Genomic DNA, 15,289 nt, shown 5'->3' with positions numbered 1-15,289 from the left:
CCGTTAGTTTTGGCGAGGCAGCTCAAGAGTTCTGGGCGTCCTTTTTCTTTCTTTTCCAAACAACCACAATAATCAGTAGAACAAAAACTGCCCCTAATGCTAAGCCTATGTACACGAACGGCGGAGACTCATCGGTTTGGGTGTTTGTGGCTGGCGTGGGCGTGTTTGTTGGGGTTGTGTACGGTGACGGTGTTGGGTTACTTGGTGATGTTGGGGTGTTTGTAGGTGTTGGGGTTGGGTTCATGTTTGTGGTTGCGGGCGTGTTGGTCGGGGTTGGTGTTGTGCTCGGGGCACTCATTGTTGGCGTCGCTGTACTCGTCGGTGTCACGGTGGGTGTTGGCGTGCTTGTTGATGTTGCGCTTGGTGCACTTGGGGTTGTTTGAGCAGTTTGGATGATGCCTTGGTTTATGACAGTTATATCTCCGCCTGACCGCTGACTAAAACTTGTGGGGGCCGCTCCTAGACTGACCAGTTCTTGGCTCCTCGTGTCTTCAATAAACGGCTGAATGAATGTGATGGTGCCTTTGTTTGTCAAAAGAGCGTCTCCAGTGGCTTTTGTTTGTAGCATCCAGTTGTCGCAGTCTATTGTTCCCAAGTTTTCAAAGTTCAGGGTTTCTTCGCTGACAAATTGGGTGTTGACGATTTCCATGTGGTTGCTGTTTTCTATGGTGGTGTTTCTTTGGGTTACGGTGCAGGTGGTCAACGCCAAGTTGCCTTGATTGGTGAGGTTGTTGTTTGTGAGGGTGCTTTTGGTTATGCTGGTTTGACCGTGGACGTTATAGCTGATGTTGCTGAACGTACAGTTCTGTACTGTGCTGTCCGTTCCGTGGTCTGAGTAGACTAAGCTGGCACTTCGAGTGCTCAGGGTGGTGTTGGTCCATGTGGTTTTGCCCGTGGTTAGTTCGATTGTAGATTGGTTTCCGTGGGATGAGCCGTTAGAATCCAATATGCTGTTGTCCACGTTTAGGGTTCCTTGGCGGCTGTCAAGGCTTATTAACCCTCCATAGTTTGTGTCAAGTTGGCATTGGGTAAGTTGAAGGTTGCCTCTGTTGACAATGATGTGTTTTCCTGCAGCGCCATTTGCGATGAAGCTTGTGTGTGTTAGGTTGGCGTTGCCGTTGTTGGTGAAGACTGTTCCGTCGTTTTGGTCTTTAAGATACCAGTCTTCGGTGGTTAAGTTGCCGTTGTTTGTGATGTAGCAGTAGCCAGCGTAAACGCCGATAGTCTGATTATGTATAAACATCTCACCTTCATTTATTACAGACAGGTTTCCCCAGCCTGAAATGCTGACTACCTCATCTCGTAACGTTAGCTCTCCTGTGTTTTTTATTGTCAGATTTGCGCCTACGCAGTTCATTCCTGAATTGACCCACGTGGTTTTTCCAGTTGTGACCGCAATTGTTGAGAGGTGCCCATTGAATGACCCGCTTGCATCCATGTAGCTATTGTCCACAGTTAAGGTTCCTTGGCTGCTGTCAAGGGTTACTGTTCCCCCAAAATTCACATCAAACAGGTAGTTACGTATGACCATTTCGCTTTCGTTTACTACGTTCAGGTTAGCCAAGTCAGTTATGTTGATGTTTTCGTCTTGGAGGGTAAGTTTTCCTGTATTTTGTATTGTTAGATTTGCGCCAGTGCAGTTTATTTTTGCTTTGATTGTTAATTCGCCGTGGTTAACGATTCGAACAAGTGCCCTTCCGCTTTCTTCATAGATGTTGATGTCGTTTTGGAGTGTGGCTTTTTCGCCTACGTTTATGGTTAACGAGGCGTCTGAGTCGATTCTTAGAGGGCTCTCAAAGTCTTCTAAGCTTAAGATGGTTTCACCAAAAACTGGTGGAACACACATTAAGATGAGTAAAATTATCGTTGATACAGAAGCGAGGCTGCTTTTTTTCATTTTAACTCCTTTCCCCCTTTTCTTCCCTCCGCTTATGCTATATTTGTTTTATGTCGCAAAAAAACCAAGACAAACGATGCAATTGGCGGGTAAGTGACCGCTAAAATTATATTCGTATTTCCGAAATTAAACAGTAAACGTTATATCATCCAACAGCCCTCATCATGGATTCATAAGCATAGGTTGACCTGCTTACGGTGTAAAAAAAGCACTGGGGAAACCAAAAATTGAGGTTCACTGAAATGAGTGAAAAGTGTCTCGCTGCCGTGAAAATTAACCAAGACCTGTGTAGTCGTTGTGCAGTATGCTATTCTCTGTGTCCTTTTGAAGCCATAACCCGTGAAGAAGAATCTGGCAAAGTGGAAATAGATAACCAGAAATGTCAAGTTTGCGGGATTTGCTACAGCGCATGTCCCGTAACTGCCATTGAGATGGCTTACTACGACTACGACCACCTAAACGAATACGTTAACAACGAATTAAAAACCGCACAAGCCGATACTCTTGTTATGATGTGCCGCGGAAACTCGCCCTCCACTGGCGAAATCGCTGACATCCTCAAGGAACAAGGCTTAAGCGTCACAAACTATATCCCCCTGCGTGTACCCTGTGCAGGAAGAATCCCTGCTGACTTCATTTTCACCGCCTTAAGTTCTGGCGTGAAAAACATTGTTTCTGTCCAGTGTGAAGACGCCTTTTGCCGCATGAAGGAAGGCACAAAAATTGAAACTCGCCGCCTGCTTTTGAGCAAAGCCGTTCTTCAACAGTTGGGCTATGACGAAAACGCAGTGCGTGTTGTCAAATATTCCCGAAAAGCAGTTTACGTTACCGAAGAATGTGTGGGCTGCGACAAATGCGTCTTTGTCTGCCCATACGGAGCAATCACCGCACAATCGTTTGCAACCCCCACAATTGACACGCAAAAATGCACGGGTTGCGGCGCTTGCCAGCTGGTTTGCCCACATGACGCCATCCAAGTGAAAGGTTTTGAATTCAACAATGTCTTGGACCGTTACGGATGCGCCATAACCAAACTGAAAGAGCAGAAAAATGCTCCCGCAGTTTTGGTCTTTAGTTGTCAATGGTCTGAATATTCAGGTTTAGATGACCCTGAATGTGTTCTCAAAGGCAAAAACGCCATGGTGCTGGAGGTTCCCTGCTTTAAATCCTTGGATCCCGTGCACATCGTGAACGCCTTCAGGTCAGGATTTGACGGCGTCATGGGTGTGGTCTGTGCTGCAGAAGACTGTAAACTGCAGGAAGGCCGCGATGTAGCAGAGCGCCAACTTGGTGTCCTGCAAGACGTGCTCAAGAAGCTGGGTCTTTCTGACCGCTTTGAAATGGTTGAACTCTCACCAAGATGCGAGAATCAATTCAAACCTCACTTTGAAGCTTTCTACAACAAAATTGCTGCGATGCCCCAGTGTACTGTAGCAATTGAAATGGAGGCGAAAGGAAAACGTACAAAATAGTAACCAAAAAAACCCTTTCCTACAAAGAAACTCTGTTCGAAGTTGAAGCACCCGACATCGCCGCTAAAGCTCAAGCGGGACAATTCATCATTGTGGTTCCCCACGAGAAAGGTGAACGTATACCCTTAACCATCTGTGGTTACGACACCCAGAAGGGCACGGTTTCGTTTGCTTTCCACGAAGTCGGCAAAACAACCAAGGAACTTGGCTGCTACAACGAAGGCGACTGTCTGCTGAACGTAACTGGTCCCTTGGGTAACCCCTCAGAGATCAAAAAGTACGGCAAGGTTCTCTGCGTCGGCGGCAGCATCATGATTGCCCCCATAATCTTGCAGATTAAAGCCATGAAAGAAGCTGGTAACCACGTCACCACCGTTTTAGGCGCCAGAATCAAAGAAGCAATGATTCTGGAGAAAGAAGCCCGAGAACTCAGCGACGAAGTCTACGTAGCCACAGACGACGGCTCGTACGGCTATAAAGGCTTAGACTTCCTCAAGGAGCTTTTGGAGAAAGAAAAGTTTGACCGCTGCGTCGTCATGGGACCCGTGGTTATGATGCGTGATGTCAGCGAAATAACCAAACCCTACGGCATACCCACAATCATCACCCTAACCCCCGTCATGATTGACGGCATGGGCATGTGTGGCGTCTGCCGTGTTACAGTCGGCGGAAAGATGCTGTTTGGCTGTGTCGACGGACCAGAATTCGACGGTCACCTGACGGACTTTGAGGAACTGATTCAGCGCCAGCGTCAAATGCTTCCAGAAGAGCGTTTAAGTTCACTCGTATGGGAAACAAGTGGAGGTTGTAAGTGTGGCAGAAACAAAGCCTAAACCTAAACTCAAGAAACAAGCTGTAGATATGCGTAAACAAGAGCCTAAAGTGCGCGCGAAAAACTTCAAGGAAGTAGCTTTAGGTTACACCGAAGAAGAAGCCTTAGAAGAAGCCAGCCGATGCCTGACCTGTCCAAAGCCTCAGTGCGTAACTGGCTGCCCCGTAGGTGTCCCAATTCCCGAATTCATCAAATGCATCAAAGAAAAGAAGTACGCCGAAGGCATCGCCACCATCAAAACCAAGAATGCTCTGCCTGCAGTCTGCGGACGTGTCTGCCCTCAAGAATCCCAGTGCCAAAGCAAATGTGTCGTCGGCAAAATGGGTGACCCAATCAGCATTGGACGCTTAGAACGATTCCTCGCAGACTGGGAACGCGACAACGGTTTTCAGCTTCCACCTAAACCCGAGCCAACAGGCAAAAAAGTTGCAGTAATCGGCGCTGGACCCGCAGGACTCACCGTTGCAGCTGACCTTGTCAAGCGCGGACACGAAGTCACCCAGTTCGAAGCCCTCCATGTGGGCGGCGGTGTGCTTTCTTACGGCATTCCCGAGTTCCGTTTACCCAAAGCCATTGTCCAAAACGAAGTCAACTACGTCCAAAAACTCGGTGTCGAGCTTCGCTTAGGCAACCTCATCGGCAGAACCCACACCATCCCTGAACTTATGAAAGAAGGCGGATACGACGCAGTGTTCATCGGCAGTGGTGCAGGCTTACCCCAATTCACTGGGTGCCCCGGCGAAAACCTCGGCGGCGTCTACAGTGCCAACGAGTTCCTCATTCGCGTTAACCTCATGAAAGCCTTCGCATTCCCCGACTACGACACCCCAATCCGCATCGGCAAACACGTTGTTGTCATCGGAGGCGGAAACGTAGCCATGGACTGCGCCAGATGCAGCATGCGCTTAGGCGCAGAAGTCTGCTTGGTCTACCGTCGTTCACGCGATGAGCTACCCGCACGACACGAAGAAATCGAAAACGCTGAAGAAGAAGGCTTAGTCTGCAAGTTCCTCGCAGCGCCCCTAGAGTTCATCGGCAACGAACGCGGCTGGGTCAAAGCCATGAAATGCATCTGCATGGAACTCACCGAACCCGACGCCAGAGGCAGACGCGGAGTCAAAACAATCCCTGGCAGCGAGTTCACCATGGACGTCGACACAGTCATCATCGCCATCGGACAAACACCTAACCCCATCATCGGACGCACAACCGAAGGCTTGGTAAGTGACCCCAAGCGCGGAACCATCTGCGTTGACGAAGTCGGCAAAAGCAGCCTTGACGGAGTGTATGCAGGCGGAGACGTCGCCACAGGTGCAGCCACAGTCATCAGCGCCATGGGTGCAGGTAAACGCGCAGCACAAGCAATGCACGAATACCTCACAAACAAGAAGTAGCTCAGCTATCTCTGAGCCTACCCCTTCCCTCTCTACCTTTTCGTTTTTGTTTCTTCTACTTTTGCAGCAAGACCCATTTTTTCGGTGCCACAGCCTAAGGCAAGTTTAAAAAACATCACATCTTTGTACTGACAAACGCGCGGATGTGTTTGCTATTACTAAAGAAAACAAGTCTTGGTTTAAAAAATGGCCTCAAAATGTCCCAAAAACCTTAACTTTCCCTCAGGTCCCCCTGTTCGAACTTCTAAACCAAACTGCAAAAGCTCACCCTGAAAACACCGCCATCTCGTATCTTAACCGCAAAATCAGCTATCAAAAACTGAACTTGCTTTCTGACCAGTTTGCCGCGGCGCTGGAAGCTTCGGGAGTTAGGAAGGGTGACTGTGTAGCCCTCTTTTTGCCCAACATTCCCCAGTTCGTAATTGCTTACTATGGGGTCCTCAAGGCAGGCGCGGTTCTGACGGCAATTAGCCCCTTGCATCGGGAACGTGAAGTCGAGCATCAACTGGCTGACTCCCAAGCCCAGACCGTGGTTTTGTTGGATTCGCTTCTTCCAGTGGTGGAGGCGGTTTGGCAGAAAACCCTCCTGAAACGTGCCATCATTACAAGCCCAAGCGAATACGCCCTGACACCCGCGTCCATACAGCTTCAAGGGCACAACCCAAACGTAATACTTTTCCAAGATTTTCTCAAAACCAGCAACCAACCCCCCAAAATCGCCCTTGACCCCACAGTGGATTTGGCGGCGCTGCAGTACACTGGCGGAACCACGGGCACCGCAAAGGCAGCCATGCTGACCCACCAAAACCTCGTTGCCAACGCAGTGGCTTTTGCCAGCTGGATAAACGGCGCTGAATCCGACGTTTTTTTGGCGGCGCTTCCTCTGTTCCACATTTACGGCATGACCACCAGCCTTAACGTCCCCATAAGCCTTGCCTCCACAGTGGTTCTGATGCCCAAATTTGACCCTGTCACTGTGCTGCAAACCATTCAGCAGCAAAAAATCAGTGTTTACTGTGGCTCCCCAACCATGTACTCCATTCTTTTGGCTAATCCTGAACTAAGCAAATACGACCTGACTTCAATTCGTGTCTGTATCTCCGGTGCCTCGCCGCTCCCACCCCAAGTCCAGAAAACCTTCATGCAAATCACAGGCGGCTTGCTGGCGGAGGGCTACGGCTTATCCGAGGCTTCCCCAGTTACTCACTGTAACCCAGTGGATAAGACCATGAAAACCGTGCGCGTAGGCTCCATCGGGTTACCCTTACCCGGAACAGACGCCAAAATCGTGGACCTTGTAACGGGCGCAAACGCTCTTGGGGCAGACGAAGTGGGCGAGCTTACCGTCAAAGGACCGCAGGTCATGAAGGGGTATTGGCGGCAACCCGACGAAACCGCTATGGTTCTGCGCGACGGCTGGCTTCTCACCGGCGACATCGCCCGCATGGACAGCGAAGGCTACTTCTACATAACCGACCGCAAAAAAGACCTCATCAAATACAAAGACTACAGCGTCTACCCCCGCGAAATCGAAGACGTTCTCTACGAGCACCCCACAGTGAAGCTCTGTGCCGTTGTCGGTAAACCTGTATCAGGCGTAGGCGAGATTCCCAAAGCCTTTGTGGTGCTTAAGGATGGCGCTTCTGTTTCGGCGCAAGAACTGACAGCTTTTGTCAACGGCAAAGTCGCCCCCTACAAAGCGGTTCGCGAATTGGAGTTCCGCAAAGAGTTGCCTTTGAGCTCTGCGGGAAAAGTGTTGCGGCGACGCCTGCGCGATGAACAGTTATCATCCAATTAGTCACAATCTATATGAATTCACTTTTTCTACTTTTAACGCATAGAAGTGTCCAGGGTTGCGTCTAAAAGTCAACGTTAAGGGTATTGTTCAAGGTGTGGGATTTCGCCCGTTCGTGTACCGCATCGCCGTCAAAAACGGGCTGACAGGGTACGTGCGCAACCGCGGGGACGCTGGCGTAGAAATCCATCTTGAAGGGACAGAGGAAGCTGCCGCGGGTTTTTTGCGTGATTTACAGAAGCAGAAGCCACCGCTGGCTCAAATTTACGAAATCCAAAAAGCAGCTCTCACGGGCAAAAACGAGTACGAAACCTTCACAATTATCCGTAGCTCGGAGGCGTTGGAACATTCGGGTTCGGTGATTCCGCCTGACAGCGCCATCTGCAACGACTGCCTACGTGAACTGCGTGACCCAAACGACCCCCGCTTTGACTACTTCTTCATCACCTGCACCAACTGTGGACCCCGCTTCACCATCATCGAACGCTTGCCCTACGACCGCAAAAACACCACCATGCAAGAGTTCCCCCTCTGCGGCTTATGTGCCCGAGAGTACCGTGACCCATTAAATCGGCGTTTTCACGCACAAACCGTGGCTTGCCCCACCTGCGGACCCAAAGCCTACCTGACCACAAACCGCGGCGAACCCGTAGATGTAGATGACCCTGTGCGGGAAGCGGGGCGGCTGCTGTCGGAGGGCAAAATCGTCGCGGTGAAGGGCTATGGGGGCTTTCACATTGCCGCATCCGCTGTCAGGGAGGAGCCGCTGGTTAGGCTTCGAGCCTCGAAGCACCGTCTGGCTAAGCCGTTTGCCCTGATGGCTCGCAGCATAGATGCCATCGGCGGGTTCGCCGAAGTTAACCCGAAGGAACAAGAACTGCTTACCTCACCCGCACACCCAATCGTTCTACTCAACAAAGCCGCCTCATACACTCTTTCGCCGCTGATTGCGCCCGACTTGCACAACGTAGGCGTCATGCTGCCATACAGCGCCATGCACTACATGCTCTTCGACCAAGTTCCCGACGCCGCCTTCGTGATGACCAGCGCCAACCCCACCAGCCAACCCATAATCAACAACAACACCCACGCCCTAAACGTCTTAGGCGGCACGGTGGATTATTTTCTGTTTCATAACCGCAAAATAGCTCACCGATGCGACGACAGCGTTACCCGCGTCCACGGCGCCCGCAACGTGTTCATTCGCCGAAGCCGCGGATACGCACCCGCCCCCATCATGCTCAAACAAAAAGCAAAACATTGTGTGGTCGCTTTGGGCGGGGAACTTAACAACACCAGCTGCGTTCTCAACGGAAACAAAGCCTTCCTCAGCCAGCATATTGGTGATATGGAAAACTTGGAAACCCGCGGTTTCCTCAAAGAAGCCACCTCGCACCTTATTCGGCTTACCAACAGCAAAATCGACGCCGTCGCCTGCGATTTACACCCCAAATTCACCACCACCCACCTCGCGCAGGAACTCGCTGAACAAAACGGTTGGAGTCTGGTTAGGGTGCAGCATCACCATGCGCATGTTGCCGCGTTGATGGCTGAGCACGGTGTCGGTGAGGTTGTGGGGGTTGCCTGTGATGGTTACGGTTATGGCGCTGATGGTGGGGCTTGGGGCGGCGAAATCCTCCACTGCAGTGACACATCGAAGGGTTTTAGGCGGGTGGGGCATCTGGAGCCGCAGCCCCTTCTGGGTGGAGACGTGTCCACGCGGTATCCCCTGCGCATAGCCGCCGCAGTTCTAAACAAAACAATGGACATAACCCAGTGGCTCACAGAAAACACAGTGCACCTACCCCATGGACGAACCGAAGCCGAACTGCTCCTCACCCAACTTCAAAAACCCCAAAACATCCCCCAAACCACCAGCGTCGGCAGAATCCTTGACGCTGCATCCGCAATACTTGGCATATGCTACGAACGCACCTACGAAGGTGAAGCAGCAATGAAACTCGAATCTGCAGCCGTCAACGGCAAAGATGTCCTGAAACTGCCTCCCCAAATATGTGGCGGAGTGCTGGAGACAACGGGGCTGCTGTCGGAAATCTATCAGAACCGTCGCAGGTTTTCCGTGGCGGACTTGGCTTTTAGCGTTCACGTTTACTTGGCGAGGGGGCTTGGAGCGTTGGCTGCAGATAAAGCCGTTGAGTTGGGGGTTGGAAATGTCGGATTCACAGGCGGCTCAGCCGTCAACGCCTTGCTTGTCCAAATGATGCGGGAGGTGGTGGAGGCGCGGGGGCTGCGTTTTCTGGTGCATGAAGCAGTTCCTTCTGGTGATGGTGGCGTTTCCTTTGGGCAGGCATTTGTTGGTGGCTTTTGGGGTTTTTAACCAATCTCTTTTTATCGCTGTTTACGCCCCAAATATGTGTTGACCTGTTATGTGTTTAGCTATACCCGCACGTGTCATGAGCATCACGGGCGACAAAGCGCAAGTGGATTTCGGCGAGAAAGTTCTGCGTGAAGTTAACGTGACATTGGTTGACGCGAAAGTAGGCGACTACGTTTTGGTTCACGCAGGCTACGCAATCCAGACCATGAGCGAAAAAGACGCTTTAGAAACCCTTAGTTTGTGGAATGAGGTTTTAGACGCAGGAACCCAATAGCAGCTGATTTACATGGTGACCTCGCAAAGTTATCGAGACCCCGAAATGGCAAAACGCGTAGCCGACAAAATAAACGCCTTAACCCCCAAAAACGGCGTAATCAAAATTTGCCATGTCTGCGGAACCCACGAATGGACCATAAGCCACTTCGGCATACGCAGCCTTCTACCCTCCAACATTGAAGTAATCGCAGGACCCGGATGTCCCGTATGCATTTTGCCCGCCTCCGAAGTGGACGCCGCCATCCAAATGGCAAAAAAAGGCATCGTGATAACTTGTTTTGGGGATGTGTTGCGGGTTCCCGGCTCCCATGGGGCACTTTTGGACGCCAAAGCTGAAGGTGCAGATATCCGCATTGTCTACAGCACCAGCGACGCAGTCAAGATGGCGCAGGAAGAGCCGCAAAAAGAGTTTGTTTTCTTTGCAGTCGGGTTTGAAACCACGGCGCCTTCCACGGCAATTGAGGTCGGTCGGAAAGCGGCAAAGAACCTGAGTTTTCTGGTTTCTCATCGGGTAGTGCCTCCCGCCATGGAGTTGCTTGCCAAAATGGATGACTTACAGCTCAAGGGTTTTATTGCGCCCGGTCATGTGAGCACAATTATTGGGGTTGAGCCTTATGCGGTTTTTCCCCAAAAATATGGGTTGCCCACAGTTGTGGCGGGGTTTGAGCCGTTGGATTTGCTGTTCTCAGTTTACATGATTGTTAAGCAGCTTAGCGAAGGTAAACCTCGACTGGAGAATGAGTATTCTCGCGGAGTCAGTTGGCAAGGCAACGTGAAAGCCCAGCGCCTAATTAACGAAGCTTTCGAGGTGGTCGATGGGAAATGGCGCGGTTTAGGTGTCATTCCAAACTCCACGCTTGCACTCAAAGATGCTTACTCTTCCTTCGATGCACTCAAGAAACACAGTGTCCCGTTGGTGGACGGTGTTGATTCACAGCCCGGTTGCCAGTGCCATTTGGTGGTTGTAGGCAAAATCAAACCTCCTGCTTGTCCCTTGTTTCTTAAAGCGTGCACTCCTCAAAACCCTGTAGGCGCATGCATGGTTAGCATGGAAGGAACATGCCGCGTCTGGGCGAAAACTGTAAATGCTCAATAACCGTAAGCATATGCTGACTGGGCGTTTGGATGTGGTGCCGTTTTTTGAGCAGACGGCTAAAAGTTAAAAAACCCATGTTCACAAATTGTTTAACTCATCGGAGAGACATAGGCCGTGAGCCAAAATGTGCAGCTTTCGCAGCAAGTTGCTTTTCTAACACAAACAATTGAAACTTTAGCTAAAAAGGCAAAGCTGCAACGAACACCTGAACTGTGCATTTCCAAAACAGAGCGGTTAGCCAACGTGAACGTTTTCCAAAACCGCATAAGCGTCGGCGAACACCTGCTCGGGCTCTGGGCGGAGGGAATCTTTAACGAGACTGACATAGAAGCAACCGTCGCCCACGAAATCGGGCACCTGATGGATTTCCGTCGTGACTCTAAATCCTCAAACTTCCGCAACCTCATTGCAGAGAGCCTCTTGATTTCTTTTGGCATTGTTCCCCTTGTGATTTACTTGTTGTCTCCACTGTTTTCGACTTTGGTTATTGCAGTGTTGTTGGCTTTGGGGTGGGGCGTCTCTCTGCCTCTCGTAATGCGGCGGGTGGAGGTGCGTATCGAGTTTGAGGCTGACCGAAACGCCGCCCTCTACTTGGTTGAGCCTAAACAGTTGGCGGATGCTTTGATGAAGATTAGCTCTTTTGGCATGCCCGATTCACGGGGGTTAGCTTCACGGGTGTCGTTTTGGGCGGGCACCCGGTTACATCCGTCTTTTAATGAACGGGTACGCTTCCTGCAAAGTCTTTAACTGCTGCTACACTCTGCTTGCCTGTTTGCTTTTTGCCTTCCGAAACCGTAACCTCTTTATGTGCAAGTTGCGTTCTTTCTGGAGAAATGCGTTGCGCCTTCGTAGCCTAGCCCGGTGGGGCGTTACCTTGGTAAGGTAATGGTCGCGGGTCCAAATCCCGCCGAAGGCTCCACTTCTTCATTTAGTTTAGTTGCCCTCTATTAATCAGACAATTCTTTTCAGGGTTCTTCAGTTGAATTTATTTATGAGAAAAGGATGATTGGTGGAGGCGCAAACCAAACGAGTGGAAACATTATTAGACAGTGCAGTTCTTGCGGATAAAACGCTCAATATGTCTACCCGGCAGAATTCAGGGTTGGCGGAACGAGCGGTCAAGTTCAACAAACTTGAAAAGTCCTATGGGTTCAGAAAAGGTAACCAGGCCGTCTAAGTCGCTTTTCTTTTTCTGTTCTCCCCTTATATAAGAGCCGAAAAAGCCTATAGTTTCCACTTTGAATCTTTTCCTTAACGAGGGTTGAGGGGTTCTACTTTCTCCTTAATATTTTCAATATCCAAATTAGCATGCACTCAAGTGTATTATTGAAATATGTAAACTGGCGTTTGATTTTTTTCGCATCAATCGTCATTTGCTGATTATAGTCTTAATGGCTACTCGCCGAGAAGCAGAAGGTAGCAAACTGGTCGGCTTCTCAGGGATAGATAACATACGCTGAACAAATTAATATAGCCTTACTACATAAGACTGCTTGTCTACTCTCAGGGGCGAAAATAGGGGTATGATGCCAAATATTCCTACAATAGGGATTCGATTCGACATTGATAAGGTGAACCGAGGTTATTACGGTTATACCTGTTGGAAAATTTTCTGGCAGGCAATTGACCCAAGCCAAATCATCGGGGCTACATTATACAATGGTGACACTGAAGCAACCCTGAACAGGCGTGAGAATGTTTTCTGTCTCGCAGTTCAAAGCTACGATTCAGGGATAATTGAAAGGGTAAAAACTGGGCTTAGCGGGTCCGAAGAGCTTAGGAAGGTAGCTGCAAATCCAATGTTCGTTGAAGGCTCCAAGTGTTGGGGTGAGCCACTTCCAGAGGAAGGTCGTATTGACTCCGAAGGAAATCTTGCAGGAAACGGGATGGCTGCGCGTTCAGCTTTAGGTGATTTGAGGAAAGAGCGAAGGGTATCACACCCTGAAGTCAATCACATACCTGCGCCCTCGAGAAAAAAGCCCTCATCAGAACGAACTAGCAATCTTCCGATGCTTGCCTCATTCGAGGATCTTAGGAAATTTATCGGAACTACATTTACACCTGTAGAATACCCTAAAAGTTGTGGATATGAATACTGGATGACTCCTGAGGAATTATGCGATATTGTTGAGAACTATGCGAACCTGATTGGGGTGGAATTTCTTGAGTACTCTTGTGGCAACTCTGAGGATATGTGCTGTGTGCGCCTTTTCGAGAAAGAACCTCCTGGAACAAAACCCATAGAATTCGTTGGTTTGTACCCATTCTCCTCTATTCAAGATGCTCGTTTGTTTGGGCAGGACTGGCGCTCAGCACCAAAGTATGCTAAAGCGCTTCCAAGACTTGCTGATGTCCGAGGTCGGTTTCACTTTAATTTCCATATGGGTTCAGAAAATTGGAGAGCATCTGGATTTGACTTTAACCAAGGTATTCTGCCAGAATCGCTTTGGGAAAAACTATACGACCGTAAGCAACGTTTCCTATCTGAACTGGCAATTGAAGAGGAGAAAGCTAAAAAACACTTGAGTGACGAACGAAAGCGTCAAAAAGCCGAGAAGATACGCCGAGACGCCGAGAAAAAACGGGACGAGGAAAAGAAAAGACTGCGACAAGAACAGGCGAAAAAACGACGTGCTGACAAAGAACGCCAATCAGCAATCCAGACTAAGCGTAAGTCTTTAGGGCAATGTATTATGTGCGGAAAACCATTAAGCTTCTTCGAAAAAATCTCTGGAAAACAACAGCACAGCAATTGCACTATATTCAGCGAATAAATAAACCCAAAATTTAATGGTTAGCTCCCTTCACATTCATCTGTACCACTAATTAGCTTTTTAAAAGGGATACAACCTTCGCTTTTTCATATCTTATCCTCAATTTTCAGGCTTATACTCATTTTATGTTGAGGCCAGTTATACTATTTTGGCATCAAATCCCGCCGAAGGCTCCACCTTGTCTTTGCCATAAACTTTTATGCATATCACCTCTCTCTTGGCTTGAGCGCCTATGAAGACCAAACTTGGCCATACAAAACTGGAACCGCCGTGACCACTACCAGTACTTCGGCGGCTGCGATGACCCATACTTTGGCGTAGTCGTAAACGTGGACTGCACTGACGCTTACCAGCATTGTAAAAAAGAAAAGTTGTCCTTCTTCCTCTACTACCTATACGCGTCGATTAAAGCAATTAACTTGGTGGAGAACTTTCGATATCGAATTATCGATGGCGAAGTCTGGGTTTTTGACAGAGTACACGTAAGTACCACTGTCGGCAGAAAAGACTCCACTTTCGGTTTTGCCTTCTTCGAATACACCGACGATTTCGAAGGTTTCTGCAAAAAAGCCGAAGTTGCCATCACTGAAGTTCAAGAAAGCTCTGGGCTTGGGGTAAGCCAAGACGCGGCAAGATTAGACGTTGTTCATTACACTGTGTTGCCTTGGTTTAGCTTCACCGGTTTTAAGCATGAACGGAACTTTTGTCGAGGCGAAAGTATTCCCAAGATTGCATTTGGCAAGTTCTTTGAGTCCGCTGGCAAGCTGTTGCTTCCTGTTTCGATTAATGCTAATCATGGGTTATTGGATGCCTACCATGTTGGGAAATATTTGGAGTTATTCCAAGCGGGGCTAAACAGGTAGATTGAGTTACCCGTAGCGTATCAGTTGTTTCTCCTGCTTTAAGGGAAGCAAAGAAGTTACTGCTTCCCTGTTGGATGGCGTTGCCAGCGAGAATGGTTACTTGCTGAAACTGCGGAATAGCTAGTGCCGATTTAGTTCTTTGAGTAACTCTTTGGCTTCAGGGGACAGTTCAGGTTTGTTTTTTCGGCTTACCGCCCAAAACACGAGCCAATCACAATCAGCGTCACCCCAAAGAACAGGACGCTTTCATCGGGCAAAAGTTCCAGTTTAAGCGAGAAAGTGAAAAAAAATCAATGCAACACCTAAAACAACCATTATGGTGTTGCTTCGGGAAGCAGTCGCGTGTAGGGCAACCTCTTTTTTTCCGTCCTCTCTGTCACAAGGAAGTATCCCTGTTTTTCCTCTATCATGCCTGCACTGAGCACGGTCATAGTGAAAATGGCCATCAGACTTGTATCCCAATGCTGCTCCAACTGCGGCGCTCCCCTCAGCCCGCAAGCAACCTGCTGTTCCCGCTGTGGCAAAAAAGCAGCTCCTACTCCTATTTTTTGT

Annotated in this window: 11 protein-coding genes, 1 tRNA gene and 1 pseudogene; 11 read left to right on the top strand and 2 right to left on the bottom strand. The window is 49.4% G+C overall.

The window, feature by feature from the left end; translation table 11 throughout:
- Positions 1–22: 22 nt before the first annotated feature.
- Positions 23–1,897 (bottom strand): hypothetical protein, encoded by a 1,875-nt coding sequence (locus ACBZ72_10970; protein XES76684.1) that lies wholly within the window; start codon positions 1,895–1,897, stop codon positions 23–25.
- Positions 1,898–2,139: 242 nt separating this feature from the next.
- Between ACBZ72_10970 and ACBZ72_10965 the strand changes: the two genes are divergently transcribed.
- The 9 genes from ACBZ72_10965 (at position 2,140) to ACBZ72_10925 (ending at position 12,019) form a co-directional block, all read left to right on the top strand.
- Positions 2,140–3,369 carry a hydrogenase iron-sulfur subunit gene (locus tag ACBZ72_10965; protein XES76683.1) on the top strand — a complete coding sequence of 410 codons (1,230 nt, stop codon included), beginning with the start codon at positions 2,140–2,142 and terminating at the stop codon, positions 3,367–3,369.
- Positions 3,366–4,202 carry a sulfide/dihydroorotate dehydrogenase-like FAD/NAD-binding protein gene (locus ACBZ72_10960; protein ID XES78683.1) on the top strand — a complete coding sequence of 279 codons (837 nt, stop codon included), beginning with the start codon at positions 3,366–3,368 and terminating at the stop codon, positions 4,200–4,202. The genes ACBZ72_10965 and ACBZ72_10960 overlap by 4 nt, the downstream gene beginning before the upstream one ends.
- Before the next feature lie 28 nt (positions 4,203–4,230).
- A complete protein-coding gene (gene gltA / locus ACBZ72_10955) occupies positions 4,231–5,595 on the top strand; it encodes an NADPH-dependent glutamate synthase (protein ID XES78682.1) in 1,365 nt (454 codons plus the stop codon).
- A 145-nt stretch (positions 5,596–5,740) separates the two neighbouring features.
- A complete protein-coding gene (locus tag ACBZ72_10950; protein XES76682.1) occupies positions 5,741–7,393 on the top strand; it encodes a long-chain fatty acid--CoA ligase in 1,653 nt (550 codons plus the stop codon).
- Between the two features lie 55 nt (positions 7,394–7,448).
- Positions 7,449–9,728, top strand: coding sequence for a carbamoyltransferase HypF (gene hypF, locus ACBZ72_10945; protein ID XES76681.1), 2,280 nt, complete (start codon positions 7,449–7,451; stop codon positions 9,726–9,728).
- A gap of 49 nt (positions 9,729–9,777) precedes the next feature.
- Positions 9,778–10,002 (top strand): HypC/HybG/HupF family hydrogenase formation chaperone, encoded by a 225-nt coding sequence (locus ACBZ72_10940; GenBank protein XES76680.1) that lies wholly within the window; start codon positions 9,778–9,780, stop codon positions 10,000–10,002.
- Positions 10,003–10,014: 12 nt separating this feature from the next.
- Positions 10,015–11,100, top strand: coding sequence for a hydrogenase formation protein HypD (hypD, locus tag ACBZ72_10935; protein XES76679.1), 1,086 nt, complete (start codon positions 10,015–10,017; stop codon positions 11,098–11,100).
- Positions 11,101–11,214: 114 nt separating this feature from the next.
- Entirely contained in the window at positions 11,215–11,847 is a 633-nt protein-coding gene (locus ACBZ72_10930) for a M48 family metallopeptidase (protein XES76678.1), read from the top strand.
- 95 nt (positions 11,848–11,942) lie between these two features.
- Positions 11,943–12,019: transfer RNA gene (locus tag ACBZ72_10925), tRNA-Thr, on the top strand.
- 177 nt (positions 12,020–12,196) lie between these two features.
- Here the strand turns inward: ACBZ72_10925 and ACBZ72_10920 are convergent.
- Positions 12,197–12,343, bottom strand: a pseudogene (locus ACBZ72_10920) (nucleotidyltransferase family protein).
- A gap of 280 nt (positions 12,344–12,623) precedes the next feature.
- Between ACBZ72_10920 and ACBZ72_10915 the strand changes: the two are divergent.
- Entirely contained in the window at positions 12,624–13,874 is a 1,251-nt protein-coding gene (locus ACBZ72_10915; GenBank protein ID XES76677.1) for a cell envelope integrity protein TolA, read from the top strand.
- Between the two features lie 245 nt (positions 13,875–14,119).
- Entirely contained in the window at positions 14,120–14,737 is a 618-nt protein-coding gene (locus ACBZ72_10910; protein ID XES76676.1) for a CatA-like O-acetyltransferase, read from the top strand.
- Positions 14,738–15,289 lie beyond the last annotated feature (552 nt).

This window comes from Candidatus Bathyarchaeia archaeon (assembly GCA_041447175.1).
Taxonomy (GTDB): Archaea; Thermoproteota; Bathyarchaeia; order Bathyarchaeales; family Bathycorpusculaceae; genus JADGNF01.
Note: the sequence above shows the minus strand (reverse complement) of the source record. Positions and strands in the feature narration are given on the sequence as shown.